The organism is Gordonia paraffinivorans NBRC 108238 (assembly GCF_000344155.1).
In the GTDB taxonomy this organism is placed as follows: domain Bacteria; phylum Actinomycetota; class Actinomycetes; order Mycobacteriales; family Mycobacteriaceae; genus Gordonia; species Gordonia paraffinivorans.
Genome location: NZ_BAOQ01000024.1, coordinates 81,617 through 107,882, shown reverse-complemented (window position 1 = coordinate 107,882; position 26,266 = coordinate 81,617). Strand labels below are relative to the sequence as shown.

General features: G+C 69.4%; 29 protein-coding genes. 9 read left to right on the top strand and 20 right to left on the bottom strand.

Annotated features, from left to right (window positions below; translation table 11 throughout):
- Positions 1 to 68 precede the first annotated feature (68 nt).
- Genes GP2_RS12685 through GP2_RS12665 form a run of 5 tightly spaced genes read right to left on the bottom strand, consistent with a single transcriptional unit; the run spans position 69 to position 4,639 of the window.
- Positions 69 to 1,091 (bottom strand): Rv3169 family protein, encoded by a 1,023-nt coding sequence (locus GP2_RS12685; RefSeq protein WP_006900909.1) that lies wholly within the window; start codon positions 1,089 to 1,091, stop codon positions 69 to 71.
- A 42-nt stretch (positions 1,092 to 1,133) separates the two neighbouring features.
- Positions 1,134 to 2,168: a phosphotransferase family protein gene (locus tag GP2_RS12680; RefSeq protein WP_006900908.1), complete on the bottom strand. Its 1,035-nt coding sequence runs from the start codon at positions 2,166 to 2,168 to the stop codon at positions 1,134 to 1,136.
- A gap of 4 nt (positions 2,169 to 2,172) precedes the next feature.
- A complete protein-coding gene (locus GP2_RS12675; protein ID WP_006900907.1) occupies positions 2,173 to 2,985 on the bottom strand; it encodes an enoyl-CoA hydratase/isomerase family protein in 813 nt (270 codons plus the stop codon).
- 51 nt (positions 2,986 to 3,036) lie between these two features.
- A complete protein-coding gene (locus GP2_RS12670; protein ID WP_006900906.1) occupies positions 3,037 to 3,843 on the bottom strand; it encodes an enoyl-CoA hydratase/isomerase family protein in 807 nt (268 codons plus the stop codon).
- Positions 3,844 to 3,862: 19 nt separating this feature from the next.
- A complete protein-coding gene (locus GP2_RS12665) occupies positions 3,863 to 4,639 on the bottom strand; it encodes an enoyl-CoA hydratase-related protein (protein WP_006900905.1) in 777 nt (258 codons plus the stop codon).
- 246 nt (positions 4,640 to 4,885) lie between these two features.
- Between GP2_RS12665 and GP2_RS12660 the strand changes: the two genes are divergently transcribed.
- The gene (locus GP2_RS12660) at positions 4,886 to 5,596 is read left to right on the top strand and encodes a FadR/GntR family transcriptional regulator (RefSeq protein WP_006900904.1); all 711 of its coding nucleotides are present in this window, start codon (positions 4,886 to 4,888) and stop codon (positions 5,594 to 5,596) included.
- Between the two features lie 91 nt (positions 5,597 to 5,687).
- On the opposite strand, the gene GP2_RS12655 is transcribed toward GP2_RS12660, so the two are convergent.
- The 10 genes from GP2_RS12655 to GP2_RS12610 form a co-directional block, all read right to left on the bottom strand.
- On the bottom strand, positions 5,688 to 6,737 hold the full coding sequence (locus tag GP2_RS12655) for an LLM class flavin-dependent oxidoreductase (RefSeq protein ID WP_040526939.1): 1,050 nt from the start codon (positions 6,735 to 6,737) through the stop codon (positions 5,688 to 5,690).
- Positions 6,738 to 6,769: 32 nt separating this feature from the next.
- Entirely contained in the window at positions 6,770 to 7,627 is an 858-nt protein-coding gene (gene menB, locus GP2_RS12650; protein WP_006900902.1) for a 1,4-dihydroxy-2-naphthoyl-CoA synthase, read from the bottom strand.
- 5 nt (positions 7,628 to 7,632) lie between these two features.
- Positions 7,633 to 8,391, bottom strand: coding sequence for an SDR family NAD(P)-dependent oxidoreductase (locus GP2_RS12645; protein WP_006900901.1), 759 nt, complete (start codon positions 8,389 to 8,391; stop codon positions 7,633 to 7,635).
- Positions 8,392 to 8,438: 47 nt separating this feature from the next.
- Positions 8,439 to 9,665: an acetyl-CoA hydrolase/transferase family protein gene (locus GP2_RS12640; protein WP_006900900.1), complete on the bottom strand. Its 1,227-nt coding sequence runs from the start codon at positions 9,663 to 9,665 to the stop codon at positions 8,439 to 8,441.
- Positions 9,666 to 10,865, bottom strand: coding sequence for a thiolase family protein (locus GP2_RS12635; RefSeq protein ID WP_006900899.1), 1,200 nt, complete (start codon positions 10,863 to 10,865; stop codon positions 9,666 to 9,668).
- A gap of 1 nt (position 10,866) precedes the next feature.
- Positions 10,867 to 11,658: an SDR family NAD(P)-dependent oxidoreductase gene (locus GP2_RS12630; protein ID WP_006900898.1), complete on the bottom strand. Its 792-nt coding sequence runs from the start codon at positions 11,656 to 11,658 to the stop codon at positions 10,867 to 10,869.
- A complete protein-coding gene (locus tag GP2_RS12625) occupies positions 11,658 to 12,824 on the bottom strand; it encodes an acyl-CoA dehydrogenase family protein (protein WP_006900897.1) in 1,167 nt (388 codons plus the stop codon). Before GP2_RS12625 ends, GP2_RS12630 begins: the two co-directional genes overlap by 1 nt.
- Before the next feature lie 64 nt (positions 12,825 to 12,888).
- Complete coding sequence (locus GP2_RS12620; RefSeq protein ID WP_006900896.1) at positions 12,889 to 13,953, bottom strand: acyl-CoA dehydrogenase family protein; 1,065 nt, start codon at positions 13,951 to 13,953, stop codon at positions 12,889 to 12,891.
- Between the two features lie 9 nt (positions 13,954 to 13,962).
- On the bottom strand, positions 13,963 to 15,927 hold the full coding sequence (locus tag GP2_RS12615; protein ID WP_006900895.1) for an AMP-binding protein: 1,965 nt from the start codon (positions 15,925 to 15,927) through the stop codon (positions 13,963 to 13,965).
- A gap of 13 nt (positions 15,928 to 15,940) precedes the next feature.
- A complete protein-coding gene (locus tag GP2_RS12610) occupies positions 15,941 to 17,128 on the bottom strand; it encodes an acyl-CoA dehydrogenase family protein (protein WP_006900894.1) in 1,188 nt (395 codons plus the stop codon).
- A gap of 68 nt (positions 17,129 to 17,196) precedes the next feature.
- Between GP2_RS12610 and GP2_RS12605 the strand changes: the two genes are divergently transcribed.
- Together GP2_RS12605 and GP2_RS12600 are read left to right on the top strand one after the other, a co-directional pair.
- Positions 17,197 to 17,658 (top strand): FAS1-like dehydratase domain-containing protein, encoded by a 462-nt coding sequence (locus GP2_RS12605; protein ID WP_006900893.1) that lies wholly within the window; start codon positions 17,197 to 17,199, stop codon positions 17,656 to 17,658.
- Positions 17,658 to 18,062 carry a MaoC/PaaZ C-terminal domain-containing protein gene (locus GP2_RS12600; RefSeq protein ID WP_006900892.1) on the top strand — a complete coding sequence of 135 codons (405 nt, stop codon included), beginning with the start codon at positions 17,658 to 17,660 and terminating at the stop codon, positions 18,060 to 18,062. The genes GP2_RS12605 and GP2_RS12600 overlap by 1 nt, the downstream gene beginning before the upstream one ends.
- Positions 18,063 to 18,121: 59 nt before the next feature.
- Here the strand turns inward: GP2_RS12600 and GP2_RS12595 are convergent, their stop codons facing one another.
- A complete protein-coding gene (locus GP2_RS12595; protein ID WP_006900891.1) occupies positions 18,122 to 19,684 on the bottom strand; it encodes an acyl-CoA synthetase in 1,563 nt (520 codons plus the stop codon).
- An 87-nt stretch (positions 19,685 to 19,771) separates the two neighbouring features.
- Positions 19,772 to 19,900 (bottom strand): hypothetical protein, encoded by a 129-nt coding sequence (locus GP2_RS22190; RefSeq protein WP_255218621.1) that lies wholly within the window; start codon positions 19,898 to 19,900, stop codon positions 19,772 to 19,774.
- Positions 19,901 to 20,094: 194 nt separating this feature from the next.
- Between GP2_RS22190 and GP2_RS12590 the strand changes: the two genes are divergently transcribed.
- The 6 genes from GP2_RS12590 to GP2_RS12565 all read left to right on the top strand — a co-directional run bounded on the left by GP2_RS12590 (position 20,095) and on the right by GP2_RS12565 (position 24,296).
- On the top strand, positions 20,095 to 20,766 hold the full coding sequence (locus tag GP2_RS12590) for a DUF7064 domain-containing protein (RefSeq protein WP_006900889.1): 672 nt from the start codon (positions 20,095 to 20,097) through the stop codon (positions 20,764 to 20,766).
- Between the two features lie 48 nt (positions 20,767 to 20,814).
- On the top strand, positions 20,815 to 21,009 hold the full coding sequence (locus tag GP2_RS12585) for a hypothetical protein (protein ID WP_006900888.1): 195 nt from the start codon (positions 20,815 to 20,817) through the stop codon (positions 21,007 to 21,009).
- 59 nt (positions 21,010 to 21,068) lie between these two features.
- Positions 21,069 to 22,160 carry a phosphotransferase gene (locus GP2_RS12580; RefSeq protein WP_006900887.1) on the top strand — a complete coding sequence of 364 codons (1,092 nt, stop codon included), beginning with the start codon at positions 21,069 to 21,071 and terminating at the stop codon, positions 22,158 to 22,160.
- Positions 22,161 to 22,325: 165 nt separating this feature from the next.
- On the top strand, positions 22,326 to 23,198 hold the full coding sequence (locus GP2_RS12575) for a GAF domain-containing protein (protein ID WP_157211682.1): 873 nt from the start codon (positions 22,326 to 22,328) through the stop codon (positions 23,196 to 23,198).
- On the top strand, positions 23,198 to 23,404 hold the full coding sequence (locus tag GP2_RS12570; protein ID WP_006900885.1) for a response regulator transcription factor: 207 nt from the start codon (positions 23,198 to 23,200) through the stop codon (positions 23,402 to 23,404). The genes GP2_RS12575 and GP2_RS12570 overlap by 1 nt, the downstream gene beginning before the upstream one ends.
- Entirely contained in the window at positions 23,397 to 24,296 is a 900-nt protein-coding gene (locus GP2_RS12565) for a helix-turn-helix transcriptional regulator (RefSeq protein ID WP_006900884.1), read from the top strand. The genes GP2_RS12570 and GP2_RS12565 overlap by 8 nt, the downstream gene beginning before the upstream one ends.
- A 91-nt stretch (positions 24,297 to 24,387) precedes the next feature.
- Here the strand turns inward: GP2_RS12565 and GP2_RS22185 are convergent, their stop codons facing one another.
- Genes GP2_RS22185 through GP2_RS12555 form a run of 3 tightly spaced genes read right to left on the bottom strand, consistent with a single transcriptional unit; the run spans position 24,388 to position 26,241 of the window.
- The gene (locus tag GP2_RS22185) at positions 24,388 to 25,032 is read right to left on the bottom strand and encodes an NAD(P)/FAD-dependent oxidoreductase (RefSeq protein WP_006900883.1); all 645 of its coding nucleotides are present in this window, start codon (positions 25,030 to 25,032) and stop codon (positions 24,388 to 24,390) included.
- Complete coding sequence (locus GP2_RS22180) at positions 25,007 to 25,810, bottom strand: NAD(P)/FAD-dependent oxidoreductase (protein WP_006900882.1); 804 nt, start codon at positions 25,808 to 25,810, stop codon at positions 25,007 to 25,009. The genes GP2_RS22185 and GP2_RS22180 overlap by 26 nt, the downstream gene beginning before the upstream one ends.
- Positions 25,807 to 26,241: an ester cyclase gene (locus tag GP2_RS12555; protein ID WP_006900881.1), complete on the bottom strand. Its 435-nt coding sequence runs from the start codon at positions 26,239 to 26,241 to the stop codon at positions 25,807 to 25,809. Before GP2_RS12555 ends, GP2_RS22180 begins: the two co-directional genes overlap by 4 nt.
- Between the last annotated feature and the right edge of the window lie 25 nt (positions 26,242 to 26,266).

The following is a 26,266-nucleotide window of genomic DNA, read 5'->3' as shown; positions in this document are numbered from 1 at the left end:
CGCCTCGGCACGGCTCAACGACCGAGAAGAGTCACCTCGGCACGGCTCAACGACCGAAAACGCCCAGCTCAGAGGGTAGGGCGGTACTGGTAGCGCGAGCTGCGGGTGAGCGCGAACTCGAAGATGCCCGAGCCGGGTACGCCGTCGAGATCGAAGGTGGCCAGCCGGTCGGTCAGCGCCGAGTCGAGAGTCTTGGGCGATACCGAACCGTCCAGCGGGAACGAATCGGACTCCACGTGGTCGATCCCGAGGTCCTTGCCGTGATGGCCGCCGTAACCGGCTCCGGCCATGTAGCCGCCGCCGGAGCGGGCATCGGCCTGCATCCGGTAGGTCTGGCCGGCGGCGGTGGTCACCTCGACCGTCCCCTCCTCCAGGTCCAGCCCGTCGGAGAAGCTCAGCGAATGCTTGACGTCGACGATCGGGTCCAGCGTTCCGTCGGTGTGCATCACCGCACCCTCGAGCAGCAACCGCTGATGATCCCGGGTCTCCACCAGCAGGAACCCGACCGCGAACTCCGGGAACTGCGCCTGGTACCAGATGTGCAGCCCCTGCCCGCCGGACATGGTCCGCACCCCGCGGGAGCGGTCCCGCTGGCCGTACCAGCCGTCCACCGACCGGGTCTGGCCGTCGATGCTCAGCGTGCCGGTGTAGAACCCGGACTGGAAGAGATGGTCGAAGGAGGTCGGCGTCCCCGAATCGTTCTGGACCGCCACCGTGCCGAACCAGGCCGGCGTCCGCGCCTGCCAGGTGATGTCGAACTCGACCCCGATCTCGTTCGGTGCCAACTGAAGTCGCCACTGCTGATTGGGCTCGACCACCTCGAACCGGAACGGCCCGGCACCGTCGAGCTCAGCGGCGCTGAGCTTGCTGGCGTAGCGCAGGTTCCGCTGTTCGGTCTCGGTGCTCACCACCACGAAGCCGTCGACGGTGTCCTTCAGCGGGTAGCGGCCGTGGCCCATGATGACCGACGGCGCCCCGCCGGCGACCGGATGCATGTTGAACATGAATCGGTCGAAGAAGCCGGCCGGGAGCCCCTCGGTCTCTCGGCCGACGAGCGGGTCGTGGAACTGCTGACTGGTGGACGTAGACATCGACTCTCCTAGTTACGGGCTCAGATCAGTGCGGACCTCGGCTCACGAGGTCGCAGGGGCGGCGGCGACCACGTCCCGGGCGTCGGCCAGGAAACGCGCCACCAGCTCCGGGTCGGCGTAGTACGGGTCGCCGATGCCGTCGAGCACGCGGCGACGGCTGTATTCGTAGAGCACGGCGAGCTTCCAGAGCGCCAACACGATGTACCAGGACAGGTTCGACAGGTCCCGGCCACTGCGCTCGGCATAGCGGGCCAGCAGCTCGTCGCGGCTCGGGAAGCCCTCCTCGAGCATGGCCAGCCCCAGCTCGGCGGTCGCATTGGGCCGCCGTCCGGCGACCGGGATGGTCGCGGCCAGATAGCCGACGTCCAGCAGCGGATCGCCGAGGGTGCACAGCTCCCAGTCCAGGACCGCATCGATCCGGCCCGGCGCGTCTGCCCCGAGCACCACGTTGCCGATCCGGAAGTCGGCGTGCACCAGGGTGGCCCCGGACTCCGGCGGCGTATTCGCCTGTAGCCAGGCGTCAACGTCGGTGAATTCCTCAGGGACCCCACCGTTTTCGTCTTCGATGAGCCGGCGCATCCGGGACACGTGCCGGGCGTTGAAGCCTTCGGGACGACCCAGATCACCCAGCCCCACCGCGGTGTAGTCCACGGCGTGCAGGGCGGCGAGCGTATCCACCAGCGCGTGGCCCACCTCGCGACGCCGCTCCGGGGTGTCCAGCGGCGCGGGCATCGTGGCGGTGACCACCGGCCCGGTCGCGAAGGACATCACGTAGAGCGGGACGTCGAGCACCTCGCCGGTGTCGGCGCTGGCCAGGATCGTGGGCACCGGCACCGCCGTATCGGCCAGTGCCGCCATGATCCGGGCTTCCCGCAGCATGTCGTTGGCGCCCGGCGGGATCGGCGGCGGCGGCGGACGCCGAACCACGAACTGCGCGGTGCCGTCGCCGACCAGATAGGTCAGGTTGGAATGTCCGTCGCCGATCCGGCGCGCGGTGACCGGTCCGTCGACCAGCCCGCGCTCGGCCAGAAAGGCCTGCAGCCGGTCCAGCTCGGCGGCGCTCCACTCCCAGCTCATGTCCTCACCGTCCGGTGAACTGAGGCGCGCGCTTCTCCTTGAAGGCGGCGAGCGCTTCGGGCATGTCGTCGGTGCGGGTCAGCAGCGCCTGACCGCGGTTCTCCAGTTCGAGAGCGGCCTCGTAGGAACCGATCTCGGCGTTGCGCTGGATGGCCCGCTTGGACATCCGCACCCCGCCCGGAGAGTTCTGCGCGATCGCCCGGCACATCTGCAGAGCTTCCTCCATCAGATCCTCGCTGGGCACCACGCGGTTGACCAGGCCGATCCGCTCGGCTTCGTCGGCCTTGACCAGGCGTGCGGTGAAGCCGATCTCGGCGGCGCGGGCCGGGCCGACGATGCGGGCCAGGTTCACCGACGTGCCCAGCTCACCCATCGACAGGCCGACCTTGACGAAGGCCGCACTGAGCTTGGCGGTCGGGGCGGCCAGCCGGATGTCGGCGGCCAGCGCCAGCGCGAAACCGCCGCCGGTGGCCGGGCCGTGGATCGCGGCGATCACCGGGAACGGCAGGTGGCGGATCGACTGGATGCCACCGGTGGCGGTCTCCTGGAACTTCAGGAACTCCCGCACCCCCATCTCGGTGATCACCGAGATCTCGTCGAGGTCGAAGCCGGCGCAGAAGGCGCGGTCGCCGGCGCCGGTGACGATCAGCGCGCGCAGACCGCTGTCGCGCAGCGCGCGCCCGGCCGCGAGGTACTCGTGGAACATCTGGACGGTCTGGGAGTTCATCCGGTCCGGGCGGTTGATCGCCAGGACGCCGATGCCGGGCTCGGCCTCGGTGAAGGACAGGGTCTCCAGGTTCGGGAAGTCGATGGTCATGGTCCCGGCCTCTCGTGTGGTTCGGGTGATGCGGGCGGTGGGCTGGGCGGGTCAGTCGCCCTGGAAGACCGGGGGCCGCTTCTCCTTGAAGGCGGCGAGCGCCTCGGGCATGTCGGAGCTGCGGGTGAGCAGTGCCTGACCGCGGTTCTCCAGCTCGATCGCGGCCGCATACGAGCCCGTCTCGAGGTTGGCCTGCAGCGCCCGCTTGGACAGCTGCACGCCGCCCGGGGAGTTGGTGACGATCTGCTCGGCGATCGCCAGCGCACCGGCGACCGCATCGTCGGCCACCTGGTTGACCAGGCCGAGCTCGGCGGCCTCGGCCGCGCCGACCATGCGGCCGGTGAAGCAGATCTCGCTGGCCCGGGCCGGGCCGACCAGCCGGGTGAGCAGCCAGGAAACACCCAGGTCGCCGGCCGAGAGCCCGATCTTGACGAAGGCCGCGTTGAACTTGGCGCCCGGTCCGGCCACCCGGATGTCGGCGGCCAGCGCCAGCGAGAAGCCGCCACCGGCGGCGGCACCGTTGACCGCCGCGATCAGCGGGACCCGCATGCTGCGCAGGGCGGCCAGCGCGCGGGCGGCCCGCTCCTGCTGATCGAGCATGCCCAGCGCACCCAGATGCGGCAGCTCCTCGGCGTCGGCCAGGTCGTAGCCGGAGCAGAAGGCCTTGTCGGCGCCGGTCAGGATGACCACGCGCAGCTCGTCCTCGGTGTCCAGGTCCCAGGCCAGCTGCTCCATCTCGCGGAACATGGTGTTGGTCATCGCGTTGTAGCGGTCCGGCCGGTTGAGCGTCACCGTGACGATGCCCGGCTTCACCTCGTCCACCAGCAGGGTCTCGTACGTCTTCTCCACGGTCTGCATGACTGTTTGGCTCCTGTGGTCAGCGGAAATTCGGGCGACGCTTGCCGACGAAGGCTTCGATGCCCTCGGCGGCTTCGCCGTCGGTGAACAGTTCCCCGATCTGGTCGACCTCGTAGCGGGCGCCCTCGGCCAGCGGGAGGTCGAAGGCGGCGTCGACGGTGCGCACCACGGCGCGCTGGGCCGGCAGCGACGGACCGATCAACTCGGCGGCCAGCTCGCGGGCCGCGTCCAGCACGTCGCCGTCGGTGATCCGGTCGGCCAGCCCGATCCGGTAGGCCTCCGCGGCCGGTACCTGCCGGGCGGTCAGCATGATGTCCAGCGCCCGGCTGCGTCCCACCAGCTGCGGCAGCCGCTGGGTGCCGCCGGCACCGGGAATCAGGCCGAGCTTGACCTCAGGCAGGCCGAACTTGCCGGCGGCGCCGGTGACCCGCAGGGTGCAGGCCATCGCCAGCTCCAGACCGCCGCCGAGGGCGATGCCGTCCACCGCGGCGATCGACAGCCACGGCGCGGCGGCGAGCCGGTCGTTCACCGCGCGCATCTTGTCGCCGTAGGCGGTGAAACTGAGGGCGTCGATGGTGGCCAGATGCTTGATGTCGGCTCCCGCGGCAAAGAAGCCCGGGATCTCGGAGCTGATGATCATGACCTTGACGTCGCCGGCCGCTTCGGCGGCGTCCATCGCGGCGTGCAGTCCGTCCAGCAACGGAATGCCCAGCGCGTTGGCCGGCGGGCGGTTCAGTCGGACTTCGAGGACGCCACCCGTGACGGCGCCCCAGGTGACCACTTGCTGCTCTGCCATCTCAACCTCATCGTCTACGCCGCGCGGAATGCTTCTTGCCCTCCGACGCTAGCCCGGGGCCCCACTTGAGTCAACCATTATTTTGGTTAGGCCAAATACCAATAAGCCTGAAAGGTGGGTTGATACCCAGGATCGCCACCGCCACTGGTAAATTAGGTAGGACCATTTACACGAGCCCGCGGGGGAATCATGTCAGAAGCAACCAACTCGAGCACGGTCGAGAGCATCCCGGTTCGGCTGCAGCCGATGTCGGTGCCGAAGGCCTCCGACGTGCTCGCCAACGACCTGCGCGAGCGCATCCTGCGCGGCGACTTCCCGTCCGGTACCGCCCTGCCCCCGGAACGCGAGCTGGTCAACCAGACCAAGATGAGCCGGACCACGGTGCGCGAGGCACTGCGGATCCTGGAGGTCCAGGGCCTGGTGGTGATCAAGACCGGACGCTCCGGCGGCGCCTTCGTGCAGCTGCCCGGCGGCGAGTCGGTGGCCACCTCGGTGAGCCTGCTGATCCGCGGTCAGCAGTTGCGCCTGACCGACCTGCTCGAGACCCGCGAGGCGATCGAGCCGGCCTGCGCGGCGCTGGCGGCCAAGTACCGCACCGATGAGGACCTCGCGGCCCTCGACGCCGCCAACAACACCGTCGGCGACCTGGAGATCCCGCTCGAGGGCTTCTTGCAGGCCAACGTCGACTGGCACCTCGCGGTGGCCCAGGCCAGTCACAACGAGCTGCTGACCGGCTTCATGAGCGCGCTCTCGCAGGCGATCTACAGCTCCACCGAGAACACCGCCTTCGTGGACACCGACGTCCGCCAGACCACCTACCGCGCCCACAAGAGCATCACCGACGCGATCCGGGCCGGCGACGCCGCGGCCGCGACCCGCCGGATGACCAAGCACGTCCACGGCTACGCCGAGGCGGTAGTGCAGGTCGAGGAACGCACCGAGATCACCCTCGACTGACGCACCGCGATCCGCAGCCGGGGACCCCACCGAACCGAGAACTCGGGCCCGGCCTCCGTCACCGGAGGCCGGGCCCGAGTCGTCAAGCAGGTCAGGCGGGCTGCGCCGCACCCAGATGCTCCCGCAGACCGGTGAGGATGTGCCGGTTGATCTGCATGGTCTGCTCGTCGCTGAGTCCCCACGGCGGAGCGATCAGGTCGAGGTGATCGAAGCCGCCGGGCAGCCGGCCCAGCTCACCGGCGAACTCGCTCGGGCGGCAGGCGATCGCGATGGTGTCGATCATCTCGTCGGTGACCCCGGCGATCAGCGCCTCGGTGTCCCGGTCGCGGGCGGCCTGCCGGATCACCTGCTGCGCGGCGCTCCAGCCGTGCAGCTCGAAGAGCCGGTCATAGACCCGCGAGGCCGCGTACTGCCCGATCGCGAAGGCCGCCTGCCGGCGCGCCTGCTCCACGTCCTCGTCGATGGCGCACATCCGGATGCCCATGATGGTGACCTCCGACGGGTCCCGGCCCGACCGGGCGGCACCGACCGCGATCTCCTCGGCCACCGGCCCGCGCACGTACTCGGCGGTGAACATCGGATGCCCCACCAGTCCGTCGGCATGCTCGCCGGCCACGCGGAGCATCAGCTTGTTGACCCCGGCGATCCAGATCGGGATCTCCGGGCGCACCGGCTGCGGGACGTCGGCGGTGGGCGCGATGTGAATCGAGTAGAAGCGCCCGTCGTGATCCACCGGCCCCTCGTGCAGCCGCCACAGCTTTTTGAGCACAGTGAGCAACTCGGCCATCCGGGCCGCCGGCGCCTCGCCGGTGACCCCGTGCCAGGCCTCCATCATTTTGGGCGTGCCATTGCCCAGCCCGAGGATCACCCGGCCGCCGGACAGTTCGTCGAGGTCGCGCGCCTCGGCCGCCCACATCAGCGGCGTGCGGCCCACCCCGTAAGCGATGTTGGTGCCGATCGACACCGTCTCGGTACCGGCGGCCAGCACGGCCATCGGCACCGTGGCCGAGCGGCTGTAGAGCTCGCTGGTCCACACCGCGGTGCAGCCGGCCGCCTCGGCCTCCCGGGCCAGCTCGGTCATCGTCTCGAAGCGTTGCCGCCCACTGCCCACGCCGAAGGCGTTGACTCCGAAGGTCGTCACGATCTTGATCCTCTCACTGGCCCCGACCGCCCTCAGGCGCGTCGCGGGAACTTGTCGAACTGCGGGGCACGCTTGGCCTTGAAGGCCTCGCGCCCCTCCTTGGCCTCTTCGGTGGCGTAGAACAGCAGGTTCGCGTCGTGCGCGAGTTGCTGGATCCCGGCCAGACCGTCCTCGGCCGCGTGGAAGCTGGCCTTCATCAGGCGCAGCGCCATCGGCGAGAGTTCCAGCATCTGTCGGCACCAGGCCACCGTCTCCGCTTCCAGCTCGGCGAGCGGGACCACGGTGTTCACCAGACCCATCTCCAGGGCCTGCGCCGCGTCGTACTGACGGCACAGGAACCAGATCTCCTTGGCCTTGCGCACACCGACCATGTCGGCGAGCAGCCCGGCACCGAAACCGCCGTCGAAGGAGCCGACCTTGGGGCCCACCTGCCCGAGCCGGGCGTTGTCGGCGGCGATGGTGAGGTCGCAGACGATCTGCAGCACATGCCCGCCGCCGATCGCATAGCCGGCCACCATGGCCACCACCGGCTTGGGCAGCCGGCGGATCTGCACCTGCAGGTCGGTGACGTGGAACCGGCCCACACTGCCCGGCCGGTCCGGCTCGGTCAGGTAACCGGTGTCGCCGCGGACCCGCTGATCACCACCGGAGCAGAAGGCGGCGTCGCCCTGACCGGTCAGGATGATCACGCCGATCTCCGGGTCTTCCCGCGCCAGGGTCAAGGCATCGGAGATCTCCATCAGGGTCTGCGGCCGGAAGGCGTTGTGCACCTCCGGGCGGCAGATCATGATCCGCGCGATGCCGTCGGCGGTCCGCGAATAGTCGACGTCCTCGTAGCGACGGACCGTCTCCCAGCGCACCGGTGCCGCGTCCTGCGCCTCGGTGGTCATACCGGTCACGCCATGGTCAGGCCGCCGCTGACCGACAGCGTTTGGCCGGTGATGTAACCGGTGTCGTCAGCAGCGAAGAAGGCGACCGCCGCGGCGATGTCGGCGGGCAGGGCCAGCCGCTTCATCGGGACCGCGCGGGTCATGCCGCCGAGCACCTTGTCGGCGTCCTGGCCGGAGTTGTCGGCGAACTTGCGCAGCGCCGGGGTGTCGGTGGGGCCGGGGCAGACGGTGTTGACCGTGACGCCCTTGGTGGCCACCTCACGGGCCAGGGTCTTGGTGAAGGCGATGATGCCGCCCTTGGCGCCGGAGTAGACCGCCTCCAGCGAGGAGCCCACTCGGCCGGCGTCGGAGCCGATGTTGATCACGCGGCCGAAGCCCCGCTCGACCATGCCGGGGACGACGGTGTGATTGACCCGCAGCGCACCCTTGAAGTTGATGTCGAGGATCTTGTCCCAGAACTCTTCGGTGGTGTCGAGGAACTTCATGAAGTCGTCCCAGCCGGCGTTGTTGACGGCGACGTCCACCGGGCCGAGCTCGGCGGTGATCTGCTCGATGGCCTTGCGCACCGAGGCGGTGTCGGTGACGTCCATCGGCACGGCGAGGGCGGTGCCGCCGGCGGCGACGATCTCCTTGGCGGTCTGCTGGGCGGCCTCGAGGTTCAGGTCGGCCACGGCCACCTTGAAGCCGTCGGCGCCGAGCCGGCGGGAGATGCCTTCGCCGATCCCCTGGGCGCCGCCGGTGACCAGCGCTACGCGATTGCTCATGGTGTTGTCCTTTCGATGGAACAGGTTCGATGAAACAGGTTGTGTGACTATTTGATTCGGCTCTCGGCGACCTGACGGGCCAGGTCCTCGCGGAACTCTGGGGCCGCGACCGCGATGAGCCGGCGGCGCCGCTCGGCCAAGGGCTGCCCACGCAGGTGCGCCACCCCGTACTCGGTGACCACGCAGTCCACATCGGCGCGGCCGGTGCTCACCGCCCCCTCGTCGAGGGCGAACTTGATCGAGGAGCGACCGCGTACCGCGGCCCGCAGCGCCACCACCGACCGCTTGCCGGTGTAGGAGGCGGCCCGGGCGAAGTCCACCTGCCCGCCCACCGCCCCGAGGTAGTTGCCGCGGCTCAGCTCCGCGCCCACCTGGCCGGTGAGATCCACCTCGATCGCGAAGTTGACCGCCACCAGATTGCTGATCTGCGAAAGCACCTGCGGCGCATGGGTGTAGGAGGTCGCGGCAAAGCGGAACGGCAGCTCCGCCGAGCGCCGATAGAGCTCGGTGGAGCCCAGCGCGGTGCCTGCGACACAGACCCCGGTATCGATCGGCTTGGCCGCGTTGGTGATCACGCCGGTGTCGATCAGGCGCATCATGCCGTCGGTGACCATGCCGGTATGCACCCCCAGCTCGCGGTGGCCGGCCAGCGCCTCGAGCACCGCGGCGCCGATCGAGCCCACCCCCACCTGCAGCGTGTCGCCGTCGTCGATCAAGCCGGCGATGTTGGCGGCGATCGCCCGATCCGGCTCCCCCGGCTCGCGCACCGCCTCCTGGGCCAGCGGCCGGTCGGTCTCCACATAGCCGGCGAAACTGGCCAGCGGCAGACTCGGCGCGCCCGGTACCGCCGGCATCTGCTGGTTGATCTCGGCGAACAGCCGCGGGGTCACCGCGGCGGCGTCGGCCATGTAGTCGGCGCCGATCCCCAGCGAGCACTGCCCGTGCGCATCCGGCGGCGCCACGGTGACGATGCCGATGTCGGCGGGCAGTCGGCCTTCGGCGAACAGTCGCGGCATGGCCCCGTAGTGACACGGCACCACCTGCAGCCGGTCGCCGAGGTCGCGCAGCGAGCCCAGCCCGCCGTAGGAGATCATCTCGTCGCCGGGCGCCAGGGCGCTGGCCAGCCTCTCGTTCCAGCTCAGGCCGGTGAACAGGCGCAGCGGACCGCGCTCGCGGGCCGGGTCGAGCAAGGCGTCGACCAGCGGCCGCGGCTCGGCGGCCGCCTGTCCCCACCACACGCCGGTACCGCCGGCCAGCTCCCCGAAGTCGATCATCTAGTCGGTCCGCTCGATCAGCGTCCCGGTGCCCAGACCACCGCCGCAGCACATGGTCACCAGCCCGAGGTGGGCGTCGCGACGCTCCATCTCCGAGAGGATCGTAGCGATCAGCCGGGTGCCGGTGGCCCCGACCGCGTGGCCGAGGGCGATGGCACCGCCGTTGACGTTGACCCGATCCATATCCGGCTGCAGTTCCTGCTGCCAGGCCAGGACCACCGAGGAGAAGGCCTCGTTGACCTCGAACAGGTCGATGTCGTTCACCGAGAGATTGTTGCGCTCCAACAGCTTTCGGGTGGCCGGGATCGGCCCGGTGAGCATGATGATCGGGTCCACGCCGACCGTGGTCTGGTCGGCGATGCGGGCCCGGATCCGCAGGCCGTGGGCCTCGGCGGCCTCCCGGGTGCACAGCACCAGCGCGGCCGCGCTGTCGCAGATCGGGCTGGAGCTGCCGGCCGTCACCCGGCCGTCCTCCGGGCGGAAGACCGGCTTAAGGCCGGCCAGCGTCTCCACCGAGGTGCCCGGCCGGACCGCCTGGTCGCTGAGCCGGACCTCACCGTCGAGTTCGAGCTTGACCATCTCGTCGGTGAACCGGCCGGCCTCGATGGCCGCGGTGGCCAGGGCGTGCGAACGCGCGGCGAACTCGTCCATCTCGGTGCGCGAGATGTTCCAGCGATCGGCGATCAGCTCGGCACTCTCGCCCTGATTGACGAAGTCGTAGCGCTCCCACAGTTCGGCCGGCCACGGCTCGCCGTAGAGCTCGCTGATCTTGGCCGGGGAGTTCATCGGGACATGCCCCATGTGCTCCACACCGCCGGCGATCACCACGTCGTGCACGCCCGAAGCCACCAGGGCCGCACCGAAGTTGACCGAGGTCTGGGCCGAGCCGCAGCGGCGGTCCAACGTGGTGGCCGGCACCTCCGGCGGGAAGCCCGCCTGCAGCCAGGCGTTGCGACCGATGTTGCGCGACTGCTCACCGAACGGGGCGGTGCAGCCGATGATCAAGTCCTCGACGACCATCGGGTCCAGCCCGGTGCGCTCAATCAGGTCCTGGTAGCAGGCGCCCAGCATCTCGTTCGGATGGGTGTCGCGGAACCAGCCGCGCTCCGGATGGGACTTGCCGATCGGGGTGCGCACCGCTTCGGCGATCACCACTTCGCGACCGGAGCGGGTGAACGGGCCGGAGATCTTGGCAGCCATGTCAGATCACCGTCCCGCCGTCGACCGGCAGGATCTGGCCGGTGATGTAACCGGCCGCCGCCGAGGCGAGAAAGACGAAGGTCGGTGCGATCTCGTCGGGATACGCCCAGCGCGCCAACGGGATCCGGGCCAGGGTCTTCTCGGCCAGCTTTTCGTTGCTCCGGATGTTCTCGGTCATCGCGGTCGCGGCCAGCGGGGCCACCGCGTTCACCGTGATCGAGCGGCGGGCCAGTTCCTTGGCCAGCGACTTGGTGAGCCCGATGACGGCCGCCTTGGCCGCCCCGTAGTTGGCCTGCCCGATGGTGCCGGTGAGCCCGGCCGCGGAGGTCACGTTGATGATCCGGCCGCTGCCGTCGTCGGGCAGCCGGTCCAGCGCCGCCTGACTCAGGTGGTAGGTGCCCATCAGGTGGGTGTCGAGCACCCGGCGGAACTTGGTCTCGTCGAGGTTCGGGAACATCGCCGGCGCGATCACCCCGGCGTTGTTCACCAGGATGTGCAGGGTGCCGTCGCCGAGTGCGGCGGCCGCGGCCACCGCGTCCCGGGCCGCGTCGGCATCGGTGACGTCGAGTGCGAACGGCTCGGCAGTGCCGCCGGCGGCCTGGATCTCCGCGCTCACCGCGGCCGCGGCGTCCTTGTCGATGTCGGTGACCAGCACCGCCGCCCCGCAGGCGGCGAAGGCGCGGGCCACTGCGGCACCGACCCCGCCGCCGGCCCCGGTGACCAGGGCGGTGCGGCCGGTCAGGCCGAAGATCTCGATCCCCGGGATCGCGGTCCCGGTTTCTTGCGTGCTCATCAGTAACTCCTGGGAAGGCCGAGGACGTGGGAGCCGAGGTAGTTCAGGATCATCTCCTGGCTGATCGGAGCGATCCGGGTCAGCCGGGCCTCGCGGAAGTAGCGGGCGACGTTGTACTCCTCGGAGTAGCCCATTCCGCCGTGGGTCTGCAGAGCGCGATCGGCGGCCTCGAAGCCGGCGTCGGCGCAGAGGTACTTCGCGGTGTTGGCCTCGCGGCCGCAGGGCATGCCGTTGTCGTAGAGCCAGGTGGCCTTACGCAGCATCAGTTCGGCGGCGTCGAGGCGGGCCAGCGAGTCGGCCAGCGGGAACTGGATGCCCTGGTTCTTGCCGATCTGCCGGCCGAAGACCTCGCGCTCGTTGCCGTAACGCACGCCGGCGCGCAGCGCGGCCCGGCCGATGCCGAGCGCCTCGGCGGCAACCAGCATCCGCTCGGGGTTGAGCCCGTCGAGGATGTAGGTGAAGCCCTTGCCCTCCTCGCCGACCCGGTCCTCGACCGGGATCTCCAGGTTGTCGATGAACAGCTCGTTGGAGGTGACCGCGTTGCGGCCCATCTTCTTGATCGGGCGGATGTCGATCTTGCTGCGGTCCAGGTCGGTGAGGAACAGCGTCATGCCGTCGGTCTTGCGCGGCGACTCGTCGAACCTCTGGGTGCGGGTCAGCAGCAGGATCTTCTCCGACTCCACCGCCTTGGAGATCCAGACCTTGCGGCCGTTGACGATGTACTTGTCGCCCTCACGCTTGGCGAAGGTGGTGATCTTGGTGGTGTCCAGCCCGGCACCGGGCTCGGTGACGCCGAAGCAGACGTGCAGGTCGCCGTTGACGATGCGCGGCAGGGTGCGCCGCTTGAGCTCCTCGCTGCCGTGGACGATCACCGGGTGCATCCCGAAGATCGACAGGTGCATCGAGCTGGCCCCGTTCATGCCGGCCCCGGAGGCCGCGACCTGCTCGAGCAGCAGCGAGGCCTCGGTGATCCCGTAGCCGTGGCCGCCGTACTCCTCAGGAGTCGTGATGCCCAGCCAGCCGCCCTCGGCGAAGGCGTTGTAGAACTCCGTCGGAAACTCGTGCTTCTCGTCTTTCTCCTGCCAGTACTGATCGTCGAACTTGGCGGCCAGCTCGGCCACCGCGTCCCGGATCGTGATCTGGTCTTCTGTCAGTTCGAAATCCACGTCGACACTCCCATGCTTGTGAGGTAACTATACCAATGGCCTGACCATAAAAGGCAAGCCTTGATCACGAGGCCGCCGGCGCCCCGAGCAGGGCGGTCGCGATGCGCTCGTTCCAGGTCTTCGGCGTCCCGTACAGCGGGCGGTCGAGCTTGGCCCGCTTGTAGAAGAGGTGCAGATCGTGCTCCCAGGTGTAGCCGATCGCGCCGTGCACGGTCAGGGCACTGTCGGCCAGCTGCGCCGCCGAGGCGGTCACCTGCGCCTTGGCCACCGCGGCGATGGTCGCCGCGTCCTCCCGCCCGGCGTCGAGCGCCGCCGCAGCGTAGAGCGCCGAGGAGTAGCCGGCCTCCACGGTCACCAGCATCTGCGCACAGGCGTGCTGTACGGCCTGGAAGGAACCGATGAACCGGCCGAACTGCTTACGCTGCTTGCTGTACTCCACCGAGAGCTCGAGCATCCGCTCGGCCGTCCCGAGCGCGTCGGCGGCGGTGAGGGCTGCGGCCAGCGCCGCCACCGGCTCGAGCGCCGCCGGCCCGGCGGGCACCACCTCGGTGGCCGCAGCCTGCTCGACGCTCAGGTTCGCGGCCTGCCGGGTCTGGTCCAGCAGATCGTCAGCGGTCGTCGTGGCCGCCGCGGCCGGGATCCGGGCGATGCCGTCGCCGGCCTCGCCGGTGACCGGCACCAGGTAGACCCCGGCGCCGGCGGCACCGAGGACGTGGCGCACCGTGCCGGTGATCTGGCCGTCGGCGAGCTCCAGCGGCCGCCAGCCGGGCACCCGGTCGGCCGGCACCGCCAGCGCGAACCGCTGCTCACCGCTCAGCTGGGCGGCGAGCTCGGCCTCGGTGAGCAGCGGCGCCACCAGCGCCGCCGCCAGCCACCGGCTGTCGGTCGCCGCGGCCCGGCCGAACTCCCGTGCCGCCAAGGCGAGTTCGAGGATTCCCCCGCCCTGCCCGCCGGCCGCCTCAGGGTAGCCCACCCCCCACCAGCCCTCGGCGATCAGGCCGTCGTCGAAGCCGCTCGTATCGCCGCTCTCGGCGAGCTGCCGCACGGTGTCCAGCGGGTACTTCGCGGCGAGCCATTCGCGCAACGAGGCCGCGAACATCTCGTGTTCTTCAGACAGTTCCCAGTGCATGACGTCTCCTCAGTTCGCTTCGGCGGGACCGGCCGCGACCACCGCGCGGATCACGTCCACCGCGCCGGGGTTCTCGGCACCGGACAGATCGCCGGGATCGCCCCCGGTCGCGGCCGCGCGCACCGCGCGGCGCAGGATCTTGGCCGAGCGGGTCTTGGGCAGTTCCTCGACGATCCACACCTGCGCCGGCGCGAACGGCTTGCCGACGCCCTCGGCGACCAGCCGGCGCAGATCCGCCGAGACGCCGGTGGTGTCGGCGCCGGGCCGGGGGACCCAGAAGGCCCAGACCGTCTCGCCCTTCTGCGGGTCGGGGATGCCTACCGCCGCGGCCTCGGCGACCGCCGGATGAGTGGTCAGCACCGACTCGATCTCGGCCGGCGCCAGGCGCTTGCCGGCCACGTTCATCACGTCGTCGGAGCGGCCCATGATGAACCACTGGCCGGCCTCGTCGATGAGCGCATAGTCGCCGTGGCACCAGACGCCGGGGAAGGTGGTCCAGTAGGACTCCAGGTAGCGCTCACGGTCCCGCCAGACACCCCGGGTCATGGCCGGCCACGGCTGCCGGCAGATCAGCTCGCCGATCTCACCGCGCAGCGGCTGCCCGGCGTCGTCGACCACGTCGACCGCCATACCCAGCGAAGGGCCGCCCAGCGAGCAGCTCGGGATCGGTTCCACCGGGTAGGGCGCCAGGAAGGAGCCGCCCACCTCGGTGCCGCCGGAGAAGTTGATCACCGGCACCCGGCCGCCGAAGACCTCGCGGGCCAGCCAGTCATAGGAGTCCGGGTCCCACGGCTCACCGGTGGAGCCCAGGATCCGGACCGAGCTGAGGTCACGCTGCGCGATCTGCTCCAGCGGCGTGGACTTGAGCGCGCGGATCAGGGTCGGCGAGACGCCGAGCATGGTCACCCGGTGCCGCTGCACCAGGTCCCACAGCCGGCAGGTGTCCGGCACGTCCGGGGAGCCTTCGTAGAGTACCAGCGCGGCGCCGTTGGCGTGGGCGCCGAAGGCCGAGAGCGGCCCCATCACCCAGCCCATGTCGGTGATCCAGCAGAACCGGTCACCGGGGCTGATGTCGAAGGAGTAGGCGACCTCGGTCGCCACCTTGACCGTGAAACCGGCGTGGGTGTGCACCGCCCCCTTGGGCTTGCCGGTGGTGCCCGAGGTGTAGCCGAGCATCAGGGTCTGCATCGCCGGGAACGGCGTGAACTCGTGGGGCACCCAGCCCGGGTCGAGCAGGGTGCGCCAGTCGGTGACCCGCACCTGCGAGCCGGGGACACCGACGCCGGTGCCGCCGCCGAGATTGTCCACCACGATCAGCGACTCGACCGACGGGGTCGAGGCCAGCGCCTTGGCCAGCTCGTCGGCCATGCCCACGGTCCGGCCGCGGCGCACGGTACCGTCGGCGGCCACCACCGCCTTGACCTCGGCGTCGTTGAGTCGGGCGGCGATCGCCGGGGCGGCGAAGCCGGAGAACAGCGGCACCACCACGGCGCCGATGCCGGCTGCGGCATAGAGCGCGATGACCGCCTCGGGAATCATCGGCAGGTAGATCGCGACCGCGTCGCCCTCGCCGACGCCGAGGCCCTTCAGACCGGCCGCCACCCGCGCCACCTGATCGGCGAGCTCACCGAAGGTGAGGGTGCGCACGGACTGGTCCTCGGCCTCGTGGATGATGGCCGGACGGTCGGCCTCGGTGTCGAGCCAGCGGGTCAGGCAAGCGTCGACGATGTTGAACCGGCCGCCGACGAACCACTCCGGGAACTCGATCCCGGCACTGGTGTCGAGCACCTGCTCGTAGTCGGTGGCGAACGGGATGCCGAGGTCGGCGATCGCCGCATCCCAGTACCAGGCGACGTCCTCCACCGAACGGCGCCGCAGCTCGTCGATCGAGTCCAGGCCGTGGGCCCGGGCCAGGCGCAGTACGTTCGCGTTCTCCAGGTAGTCCGGGGTCGGCTGCCACACGTAGTCACTCATCAGGCGTCATTCCTCAGCTTCGGGGCATGCCGAGCACGCGCTCGGCCGCGATGTTGCGCTGGATGAAGGTCGAGCCGCCGGCGATGGCGGTGCCGCGGGCCTGATAGGCCAGGCGCAGCCACCGCTGCTGGTCGGCGTCGGCCGTGGCGTCGTCGGCCGCCAGGCCGAACTGTCCGCCGAACTCGGAGATCTCCAGACCGAAGTCGGCGATGTCCTCCACCAGCGGGCAGAAGTAGAGCTTGCCGATCGAGGTGACCGGCCCCGGCGGCTCGCCCGAGGCGGCACCGGTGATCACCCGCTGACCGATCAGGTAGTGGGTCAAGGCGCGCCCGTAGAGATCGGCGATCCGCTGGCGCACTTCGGTTTTCGCGGCGAGCGGGGTGCCGTCGTCGTCGGTGTTGCGCTGCACCTGGGCCACTAGGTCGGCGACCGCGCGGGTGGTGTTGACCCGGCCGGTGGCGATACCCACCCGCTCGAAGCTCAGCGTGCCCATGGCGACCTTCCAGCCGCCGTCCACCTCGCCGACCACCGCCTCGTCGGGCAGGAAGACGTCGTCGAGGAAGACCTCGTTGAACTCCGCCTCGCCGAGCATGTGCTCGAGCGGGCGGATGGTGATCCCCTCGGCCGACATCGGCAGCAGGAAGTAGGTGATGCCGCGGTGGCGCTCGCCCCCGCCGGTGCGAGCCAACAGGATCGCATTGTCGGCGATCTGGGCGCGCGAGGTCCAGATCTTCTGGCCCTGGATCCGCCACCCGCCGTCGACCTTGGTGGCCTTGGTGCGCAGCGAGGCCAGGTCCGAGCCGGACTCCGGCTCGGAGAACAGCTGGCACCAGATCTCGTCACCGCGCAGGATCGGCTCGAGATAGCGCTGCTTCTGCGCGTCGCTGCCGAAGGCCACGATGGTGGGTCCGGCGAAGTCCTCGCCGATGATGTTGAGTCGCTCCGGCGCCCCGGCGCGGTCGAGCTCCTCGTTGAAGACGGCCTTGAGCTTGGCGTCAGCTCCGGCACCGCCGTACTCGGCGGGCCAGGACAGTCCGGCGAAGCCGCCCTCGAAGAGCTTGCGCTGCCATTCCGACCAGAATTCGCGCTTGTCCTCCAGCCGCGCCGGCTCCGGCCACGGCAGGGTCGGCACGGTCTGCTCGAGCCACTCCCGCACCCGCGTCCGGAACTGTGCCTCGTCCGGCGAATCGCTCAGATCCATCAGGAACCTCCCACGTCGTTACGGACCAACGGTACATTAGGTCTGACCATAAAACCAGGAGGTTTTCGATGAATACCCAACCGGCCGCGCCGCTGGCCCCGGGCGACGTCCTCGACGTGGTGTCGTTCGAGGTAGAAGCAGGCAAGATCCGCGAATTCGCCCGGGCCACGCAGACCGCCGACCCGGTCCATACCGACCCGCAGGCGGCCGCCGAGGCGGGCTTCACCGCCGTGGCGGCCACCCCGACCCACGTGGTGGTGGCCGGACACCACCGCAATCAGCAGGAGTTCGTCCGGGCACTCGGGATGGACATCAAGCGCATCGTGGTGGGCTCGGTGTCCTGGGACTACGCGCGACCGTTGGTGGCCGGCGATCAGCTCACCGGCACCCGCCGCGTGGTCTCCGACGAGCGCAAGGATGGCAAGCGTGGCGGGACCATGCGCCTGGTGACGCTGGAGACGGTCTGGGCCGACCCGGCCGGACAGGCCGCGGTGACCCAGCGCGAAGTCCTGATCGAGCGGGGTGCCTGATGCGCGCCCCGATGTCCCTGTCGCCCGGACAGCAGCTGCCGGTCCGCCGCATCGGACCGATCAGCCAGACCGACATCGTGCGCTTCGCCGGCGCCGGCGGAGACTTCAATCCGCTGCACCACGATCCCGACTACGCGGTGCGGGCCGGGCTGCCCGGTGTGATCGCGATGGGCCAGATGCAGGCGGGCATGCTGGCCGGCTACCTCAGCGACCAGGTGCACGTCGAGCACCTGCTGTCCTATGCGGTGCGCTTCGCCGGGACACTGGCCGTGGGCGAGACGCTGGACCTGCAGGGCATCGTGACTGCCGTCGACACCGAGGCCGGCACCGCCGAAGTGGAGCTGACCGCGACCGCCGGTGAGCGCACCGTCATCGCGGGCTCGGCCACGGTCCGGATCGCCTGACCGCCGCCGAAGCCCGGCGCCCATAACGCCGGCGCCGGGCCGGCGGCAGGCCGGGCGGTCTATTTGAACTGTTCGCGCAGCGCGGTCTTGAGCACCTTGCCGGCGGCGTTGCGGGGCAGCGCCTCCACCGTCTCCATGACCGTCGGGAGCTTGTACCGGCCGATCCGGGTGCCGGCGAAGTCCCGCAGTTCGTCGAGAGTGACCTGTTTGCCGGGCTTCAGACTGACCACGGCACAGACCCGCTGACCCCAGGTGGGGTCCTCGCGGCCGATGACCGTCACCTCCGCGACCGCGGGGTGATCGAACAGCACGCCTTCCACCTCGGCCGGGTAGATGTTCTCGCCGCCGCTGATGATCATGTCCTTGATCCGGTCGGTGATGAAGAGGAAGCCCTCCTCGTCGCAGTAACCGGCGTCGCCGGTCTTCAGCCAGTCGCCGTCGAAGGCGGCCGCCGTGGCGTCGGGGTCCGCCCAATAGCCCGGGGTCACGTTCGGCCCCTTGACCTGGATCTCCCCCACCACGCCGGGCCCCACCACGTCCCCGTCCAGGGAGACGATCCGGACGTCGCAGAGCAGCAGCGGACGCCCCGCAGAGCCGGCCTTGGAGATCGAGAACTCGGCGGTCAGGAACGAGGCGATCGGCGCCGCCTCGGTCAGTCCGTAGCCCTGCGCGAGGTCGATGCCGCGCGCCTGGAAGAGCTTGATCGGCCCGAGCGGCACCGGCGCATCCCCGGTGATGATCAGCCGCAGGGCCGACAGGTCGGCGTCGGCGAAGCCAGGCTGCTCGGCGATGCCCTGGCACATCATGGCGATGCCGAACATGGTGGTCACCCGGGACTCGACCAGCTCACGGAAGACGGCGGCCGGGTCGAAGGCGCGGTGGATGATGAGATGTCCGCCCTGGACGAGGGTGGCCAAGGTGGTCGCGTTGAGCCCACCGATGTGGAACAACGGAGCGCACACCAGGGTGCGATCCTCGCCCTCGATGCGCAGCGCCAGGATGGTGCAGATGTTGTTCCACCACAGATTCCCGTGCGTGAGCGTCACGCCCTTGGGCCGCCCGGTGGTGCCCGAGGTGTACATGATCAGCGCCGGATCCTCCGGGCTGACCGACACCTCCGGCGGAGCCGCCGGCGCAGCGGCGAGCAGCTCGTCGACCGTCAGCCAGCCGGTGCGGTGGCCGTCCACCGCGATGAAGTTCTCCAGCGGCAGGGCCGCACGGTACTCGTCGATGAGCTGCGCCAGGGCCGCATCGCTGAACACCGTGTGGCTGCCGCTGTGGTCGATCGCAAAGGCGAGCTCGGCTCCGGACAGCCGGTAGTTCAGCGGTACGAACACCGCCCCGAGCCGGGCGACCGCGAACAGCGCCCGCAGAAACATCGGATGGTTCTGGCCGAGGTAGGCGACCCGGGTTCCGGGTTGCACACCGCGCTCGGCCAGTCCGGCCGCCAGCCTCTCGACCTGCGCGGAGAACTCGGCGAAGGTCACCGTCTCGCCTTCGAAGGTGATGGCCGGACGATCAGGTGTCGAACGGGTGCGGGCGGCGAGCAGTGAAGCGAGATCGACGGGGGCGACGGCGGCGGCGCGGGCCGGTGCAAGCCTCGCAGTTGTGATTTGAGTCATGCCGCGAATGAACCACCCGCACCGCCCGGACTCAACGGTGCGGGCCGGAAATTAGACCCTGCTGGCGAGATTTATCAGCCACAAGACTCAGCCCTCGGACGCCGGCGGCGGACGAAGCCGCAGGTCGGCGGCGCCGGCCGGGCGCTTGAGCAGCGGCGCCGAGCGGTTGCCGGCCGCCGGCTTCAGTGCCCACGCCGGGTGGATGAGCTTTATCACCCGTTGGGTCGATGTGACGCACGCCATAGCCCGGCAGCATCGTTACCCAGGCAACCCGCCCCGCCCGATCGGCCGGTCGCGATTCACCCACGCAGCCGACCGGTGCGGCCCTACCGAGCGATCCCACGCTCGGCGAAGACACCCCTTCGTCCAGAACTGCGCGCCGCCGCAGACCCCCGAAAGGAAACCACCGGATGACCACCGCCATCGCACCCCACCCGGACTCACGCCGTCACCACCTAGGTGATGACCCGCTCGGCCGAGAGTCCCTGCTCTACATGTTCCAGCTCCCCGACCAGGGCATCGGCCTGGCCTTCTATACCTGGGTCACCAGTGACCACAAGACCGGTTACGGCGCCTGGGTCTACGGGGGCAACCCGGACGGGAGCTCGATCTTCGAGCACCGCGACGGGGCCTCGGTGGCCCCCGACGCCGACTTCGACGACTGGCAGGCCTTCGACCTGTCGATCCGCCTGTCCCCGGACAGCCCGTCCTCGACGGTGACGTTCACCGGCGAGAACTTTCAGGCAGACCTGGAGTTCACGCCGTTCCACGACGCCTTCCTCTATTCCAGCCACCCCCGGGGCTGCCCGCCCTACTTCGCCACCGACCGCCTCGAGCAGTCGGGCACCTACCGGGGCACCCTCCGATTCAACGGGCAGGAGATCCCGGTCGACACCACCGGTCACCACGACCACTCCTGGGGCGTCCGCGACTGGGAGGCCATCCAGCACTACAAGTGGTTCGAGGCGACCACCGCCGACACCGCGGTGCACGTCCTCGACATCTCCGGACTCGGCGCCAATCCGCAGATGGGTTACGTCCACAAGGACGGACTGACCTCGCCGATCAAGACCGCGGAATAGGATGTCGACTACGACGTTGCGAACTTCCAGACGGCCCTGCGCCTCGACGTGGAGGACCACGCCGGCCGACAGACGACGGTCACCGGAACCACCTTCGCGACCTTCGAGTTCCCGGTCGGCCCCAAGACGACCCTGCTCGACGCCGTCCTGCGCGCCGAGATCGACGGCAAGCCCGGCGGTGGCTTCGCCGACTGGCTCTGGCCGAAGGACTACCTCGAGCATCTGCGTGCCCGGGCGAAGTAGCCACCCGCGCAACACCTTCCGCCACACCATCCGCAACTCACACCCCTAGGAAAGACACGATGGAAACTCAGCTTCGACCCGTCTACACGGCCGGTCAGGTCACCGGTGAATGGGTCACCCAGGCCCTCTCGAGCGCCGGCCTGATCTCCGACGAGCAGGTGACCGACGTTCAGTGCGTCCCGTGCGGGACCGGTCAGCTCGCCGACAGCTACCGACTCTCCCTCACCTACGACCGGCCGACCGACGCTCCACCGACGGTGGTCGCGAAGTTCCCTTCCGAGGACCCCACCAGCCGCGAGTTCGCCCGGGCCAACGGCTTCTACCGGTCGGAGATCGAGTTCTACCGCAACCTGCGCTCGGGGCTGAAACTCAATGCACCGCATGCGATCTACGCCGCACTCGACGACAACGAGGTCGACTTCGCGCTCCTGATGGAAGACATCGGCGCCGCCCGCAGCGTGGACCAGAATCAGGGCTGCAGCCCGGACGACGCCGCCAACGTCGTCCGGCAGGCGGCGATGCTGCACGCCGGCAGCTGGGGCCAAGAGAACCTGCGGCAGTACCCCTGGCTGCAGAGCATCGTCGGGGCCTTCGTGGAGGTGACGAAGAACTTCCCGGAGATCACCGAACTGTTCCGGCAGAACTTCGGCGATCTGGTTCGCGAGGAGTGCTTCGACGAGGCCGAGAAGTCGCTGGCCGCAGCCGAGGCGTGGATCGATGTGCTGCAGCGACCGCTCTGCCTGTGGCACTCCGACTTCCGGGCCGACAACATCCTGTTCGACGCCCGCGGACAGCAGGGCCTGGTCACGGTGCTCGACTGGCAGACCCTCGGTTTCGGTTCGGGAACCATCGATATCAGCCATTTCATCACGCTCTCACTGGAGACCGAAGTCCGTCGGACTCACGAGCGGGATCTACTCAAGGAATATCACGACGCCCTCGTCGCAAACGGCGTCGAGAATTACAGTTTCGACGAGTGCCTGGACGACTACCGAGCCAATAGCCTGTACTCTCTGCAATCCGGGATCCACGCCGCCAATCAGGTGAAGCGGCCCCCGCGCGGTGATGAGATGTGGCGGATCTGGGTGGAGCGGGCCACCGCGCAGGTGCAGGACCAGGAGACCGTCAAGGTCCTGACGTCACGGCGCTGACCAGCTAGGATAGGGGGTCATGCGAGGGTTCGACACCCTCGCATGACCCCCGTCCGCCGGGGCCTGCCACACGGCGGCATGCCTGTTCAGGCGAAATGAGGAACGATGCCGGAAGTCCAGCTCCTGCAAGAGCCGCAGGATGCATTTGCGAGTCGAATCAGTGGAGTGACCGACCGCATTTTTCACGACCGCAATGAATCGCTGAAGAATGGAGCCGCATTAGGCTCGGCCACCATCGAGTCATATCGCCGGCGCATCACTGAACTCACCGATCAATTGCCGGCCGACTTTCACGATGATCTGCACCGTAGCCTGACCGGGCTGCACCAGGAATGGCAGCTCGCGGTGACGCAGGACTGGGAGATGAACTCCCGGGTGACCCGCGACATGGACGATGCGGCGCTCGAGCTCTCCGGCCTCGAGCGGACCGAATACCTCGAGCAGGTACCCCGGATCGTCGGTGAGATCTGCGGCTTCCAAAAGGTCCTGTTCTCCGTGGTTCAGGGCACCCACTGGATTCCGGTGTCCATGTGGGCGAAGGACCCCACCGAGATCACCGCGATCCGGTTGAACGATTACCTCAAAGACAACCCGGTCATCCGCCTCGTCGGCAGCCTTCCCGAGGCCGAGATGGCTCGCAACCGCCGCCCGGTGCTCATCGAGAACGCACTGGAGAATCCTCGGACCCACAAGCCGCCGGTCGTCCTGTCCAATGCCACCGACTACGCGGGAGCGCCGCTTTTCGTCGACGGCCGGATCGCCGCCTTCCTGCATATCGACCGCGCCATCCAATCGCGGCCGCCCAACGAGACCGACATGCTCTGGCTCAACCGCTACTCCACTTCGGTGGCGGCGATGTACCGGATCCAACGCACCACCAAGAAGGAACGCCGGCTGCGCAACGAGATGCCCCCCGGATCGCGGCCTTGCTCGACGCTTCGGCAGCTCCAGGTGCGCCGGACGTTCCGGGTTCCGATGCCCCGCCGCGGCGCGACCGCATCGAGTTCAGCCGCCCGGCCGAGCAACGCCCGAGGGTGATGCCGAGCCTGAGTGCGCGCGAGTACGAGGTACTCGAACAGCTCAGCAGCGGCCTCACCAACCAAGCGATCGCCGCGCAGCTCTGTGTCAGCATCCATACCGTGCGGACCCACGTCCGGCAGATCCTCAAGAAGATGAACGTGGGTCATCGAGCCGCGGCCGTCGCGGCCTTCAATGCGATGAGCCGAGAACACCGGGATGACTGAAGCGGCCGATTCCGGGGCACCGTCCGACGTGGTGTCGGGCGCCGCGGCCCCGACGGTGACGCCACACCGCCTGCTGCACTGGAGCAGTTTTCTCGCCGAGGGCACTCAGTCGTTCGACACCGCCCTCACCGGTGACGAGCTCCTCGGCCAGATCGTCGACACCTGCCGGCACTGGCTGCCGGTCCAAGCGGTATGGCTGGCCCGCCTCGACGGCGAGGAGGTCATCGCCGTGGGCGCCGACGACGGCAGCGGCTCCACCACGACCGCCGCCGCGCGTGCCTTCCCCGCGACCGCCGCCGAACGCGAGGTCATCGAGCACGGTTCCTGCGGCCTGGTCTCCGCCACGCATCCCCTGACCGCGGTCTCGAGCGGGGTCCTCACCGTATCGGCACTCGAGCCCGGCTTCGACTCGGCCACGAGCCTGCTCTACATCGGCCACAGTCGCCAGCCGGACGCGGTGGACCTGCAGATTCAGCGCGCGGTGACCTACGACGCCGGTCTCGCGCTGCGCCGCATCGAGGTCGACGATCTGATCGCCACCAGCAAGCATGCCGCATTGACCGCCTCGCAGGCCTTGGCCAAGCTCGCCTCCGACTCGGTCGAGTTGAACGAGTCGGCCGACCTCGAGATCGACCTGGACCGGACGCTGCCGTTCCACCTGGTGGGTCAGTCCTCGGAGTCGGTGAACTTCGCCGACATCCTCACCCCCCGCCAGATCGAGGTGCTCGAACTCATGCTGAAGGGCTTGAGCAATCAGGACATCGCCGAGACGCTGGTCCTCTCCGTGGCCACCGTGAAACACCATGTCCGGGCGATCCTGCAGAAGTTCGGTGCCGCCAACCGGGTCGAGGCGATCGCCCTGATCGGGCGGTTGAGCCGAGTCCGCGACTGAGCCGAGTCCGCGACTGACCCGCTCGCCCCGAAGGCAGCGCTGCCCCGTACCGATTCGGTACGGGGCAGCGGTGCCTTCGGCGGCCGGCGGCTCAGGGTGCCTTGCCCACCGACCAGCCCGGGTGTTCGGTCGCCGCGACCCGCCGGGACCGGAAGCCGTCGAAGTAGCGGCTGCGCCGCACTTCCACCTCGTAGCGCAGCTCCGTGGCCACCTCGGCCAGGATCGCCCGGCGGTCGGCGCCCCGGGCCAGCAGCGTAGCGAGCAGTCCCCGGATCAGGCGGGGCGGGCTGATGATGTCCTCGGGATACTTCGTGCGATTGAACAGATCCGAGATGCCCGGCTGCTCGGTGCCGGCGAAGGTCCCCAGCACCGCCTGAGCCAGCGGCGAGGTCAGCTGTGGTCGGGTCTCCCGGTTGCCCCAGTGGTAGGTGGGCAGGGTGTCCCGGTCCCGCTGCTTCTCCCAGTCGGTGATCGCCGCGTCGAGCAGCTCGGGATCGTCGATGACCGGGGCGGCATACTCGGCGGCCAAGCGCCCGTGCTTGAAGGCATCGCGCATGCCGTTGCCGGTCACCGGATCTTTGAAGTGCCCGGCATCGCCGATGAGCATCCAGCCCGGACCGCTCGACTTGCGGTAGAAGGCCGACAGGTCGTCGGTGGTCCGGATCGGGCTCATCCCGCTCGCCCCCGCCAGTCGCTCGCGCAGCTTGGGGTCACGGTCGAGCTTCTCCTGCCACACCCCCCTCCGGGTCCTCCCGGAACCGGGGGATGTCGGAGGCGTAACACATGTGCACGACGATCGCCCGGCCGGCGGGAGCCGACGGCATCACCAGCGCCTGATTGCCCTCGGCACGGAACACCTGATAGGTGTCCTGCTTGTCGGCACCGATCGGATCGTCGATGTAGCGGTAGGCGAATCCCCGGCCGTTCTTGGAACCGCGGTACGGTTCCCACGCACCGACCCCGGCCGCGACCTTGGACTTCCGGCCGTCGGCGCCGATCACCAGCTTGGCGCGGATCTCGTGGCGGCCGGTAGTGGTCCGGTAACGCACCCCCACCGCCCGGCCGTTCTCCATGAGGACTTCTTCCACCAGGCAGCGTTCCCGCATGTCGGCGCCGGCGTCGCGGGCCGCCTCCGCCAGCAGGACGTCCAGCTGGTCTCGCGGGATCGTCAGCCCGTAATCGATCCCCCCGTACGGGCGCATCCGCTCGCGGATGTGCACGTCGCCGATGTCGAAGGTCAGGTACTTCGACTTCGCCGGGTTCAGGGCCAGCACCTTCTCGAGGGCTCCCATGCGGGCCAGCTCCTGGACGGCATTGGGCACCATGATGTGGGTGCTCATCGTGTCGGAGGGGAACCGCGACTTGTCCAGTCCGATCACCCGCAGGCCGGCCCGGGCGAAGACCACCGCCGCCGCCGTTCCGGAGATCCGGGTGCCCACGATCACGACATCGGCATACTCGGTTTCGACCTCGGTCGCCGTGGCCTCGGCGACGGGCTTGTCCACGGTCGTCATGCCAGCCCCAGCTGTCGCGCGAAGTCGGCGGCGTCGTAGTAGGCCCGGACACTGACGGCCTGGCCGTCGGCGTTCAGGATCCAGACGTCGATGCCTTCCACCTCGAAACTACGGCCGCTCGCCGAAACGCCGGCCGGGAATCCGTCGCCGGTGTGCGTACCGGTCATCACCCATTCCTGGGCGACCGTGGACCGCGGAGCGTCCACCAGCGGCTCGCCGACCGCCTTGAAGGCGATGTCGGGGAAGGCCTGCCAGCCGGCCTGGAAGAAGGCCTTGGCCCCCTCCCGGTTCTCCAGCACCTCGGGCAGTACGGGATCCTTCCAGCGCAGCGTCTCGGCCACCACCGCCAGGGCCGCGTCGAGGTCCTTGTCGCCCCAGGCGTCGAAGTACCGAGCCGGGTAGGCGGCGAGGATCGAATGGTCTGTGGACATGTTTGTTCTCCTGTCTGAAATCTCA

What these genes read in the sequence shown, in the direction of transcription:
- GP2_RS12570 (WP_006900885.1), top strand. Translation starts at nt 23,198, where the DNA reads ATGCCGAGCCTGAGTGCGCGCGAGTACGAGGTACTCGAACAGCTCAGC.
- GP2_RS12665 (WP_006900905.1), bottom strand. Translation starts at nt 4,639, where the DNA reads ATGGCAGAGCAGCAAGTGGTCACCTGGGGCGCCGTCACGGGTGGCGTC.
- GP2_RS12600 (WP_006900892.1), top strand. Translation starts at nt 17,658, where the DNA reads ATGCGCGCCCCGATGTCCCTGTCGCCCGGACAGCAGCTGCCGGTCCGC.
- GP2_RS12675 (WP_006900907.1), bottom strand. Translation starts at nt 2,985, where the DNA reads ATGACCATCGACTTCCCGAACCTGGAGACCCTGTCCTTCACCGAGGCC.
- GP2_RS12685 (WP_006900909.1), bottom strand. Translation starts at nt 1,091, where the DNA reads ATGTCTACGTCCACCAGTCAGCAGTTCCACGACCCGCTCGTCGGCCGA.
- GP2_RS12590 (WP_006900889.1), top strand. Translation starts at nt 20,095, where the DNA reads ATGACCACCGCCATCGCACCCCACCCGGACTCACGCCGTCACCACCTA.
- GP2_RS12605 (WP_006900893.1), top strand. Translation starts at nt 17,197, where the DNA reads ATGAATACCCAACCGGCCGCGCCGCTGGCCCCGGGCGACGTCCTCGAC.
- GP2_RS12610 (WP_006900894.1), bottom strand. Translation starts at nt 17,128, where the DNA reads ATGGATCTGAGCGATTCGCCGGACGAGGCACAGTTCCGGACGCGGGTG.
- GP2_RS12580 (WP_006900887.1), top strand. Translation starts at nt 21,069, where the DNA reads ATGGAAACTCAGCTTCGACCCGTCTACACGGCCGGTCAGGTCACCGGT.
- GP2_RS12660 (WP_006900904.1), top strand. Translation starts at nt 4,886, where the DNA reads ATGTCGGTGCCGAAGGCCTCCGACGTGCTCGCCAACGACCTGCGCGAG.
- GP2_RS12640 (WP_006900900.1), bottom strand. Translation starts at nt 9,665, where the DNA reads ATGATCGACTTCGGGGAGCTGGCCGGCGGTACCGGCGTGTGGTGGGGA.
- GP2_RS12620 (WP_006900896.1), bottom strand. Translation starts at nt 13,953, where the DNA reads ATGCACTGGGAACTGTCTGAAGAACACGAGATGTTCGCGGCCTCGTTG.
- GP2_RS22180 (WP_006900882.1), bottom strand. Translation starts at nt 25,810, where the DNA reads ATGACGACCGTGGACAAGCCCGTCGCCGAGGCCACGGCGACCGAGGTC.
- GP2_RS12645 (WP_006900901.1), bottom strand. Translation starts at nt 8,391, where the DNA reads ATGAGCAATCGCGTAGCGCTGGTCACCGGCGGCGCCCAGGGGATCGGC.
- GP2_RS12630 (WP_006900898.1), bottom strand. Translation starts at nt 11,658, where the DNA reads ATGAGCACGCAAGAAACCGGGACCGCGATCCCGGGGATCGAGATCTTC.
- GP2_RS12595 (WP_006900891.1), bottom strand. Translation starts at nt 19,684, where the DNA reads ATGACTCAAATCACAACTGCGAGGCTTGCACCGGCCCGCGCCGCCGCC.
- GP2_RS12615 (WP_006900895.1), bottom strand. Translation starts at nt 15,927, where the DNA reads ATGAGTGACTACGTGTGGCAGCCGACCCCGGACTACCTGGAGAACGCG.
- menB (WP_006900902.1), bottom strand. Translation starts at nt 7,627, where the DNA reads ATGACCACCGAGGCGCAGGACGCGGCACCGGTGCGCTGGGAGACGGTC.
- GP2_RS12635 (WP_006900899.1), bottom strand. Translation starts at nt 10,865, where the DNA reads ATGGCTGCCAAGATCTCCGGCCCGTTCACCCGCTCCGGTCGCGAAGTG.
- GP2_RS12565 (WP_006900884.1), top strand. Translation starts at nt 23,397, where the DNA reads ATGACTGAAGCGGCCGATTCCGGGGCACCGTCCGACGTGGTGTCGGGC.
- GP2_RS12680 (WP_006900908.1), bottom strand. Translation starts at nt 2,168, where the DNA reads ATGAGCTGGGAGTGGAGCGCCGCCGAGCTGGACCGGCTGCAGGCCTTT.
- GP2_RS12555 (WP_006900881.1), bottom strand. Translation starts at nt 26,241, where the DNA reads ATGTCCACAGACCATTCGATCCTCGCCGCCTACCCGGCTCGGTACTTC.
- GP2_RS12670 (WP_006900906.1), bottom strand. Translation starts at nt 3,843, where the DNA reads ATGCAGACCGTGGAGAAGACGTACGAGACCCTGCTGGTGGACGAGGTG.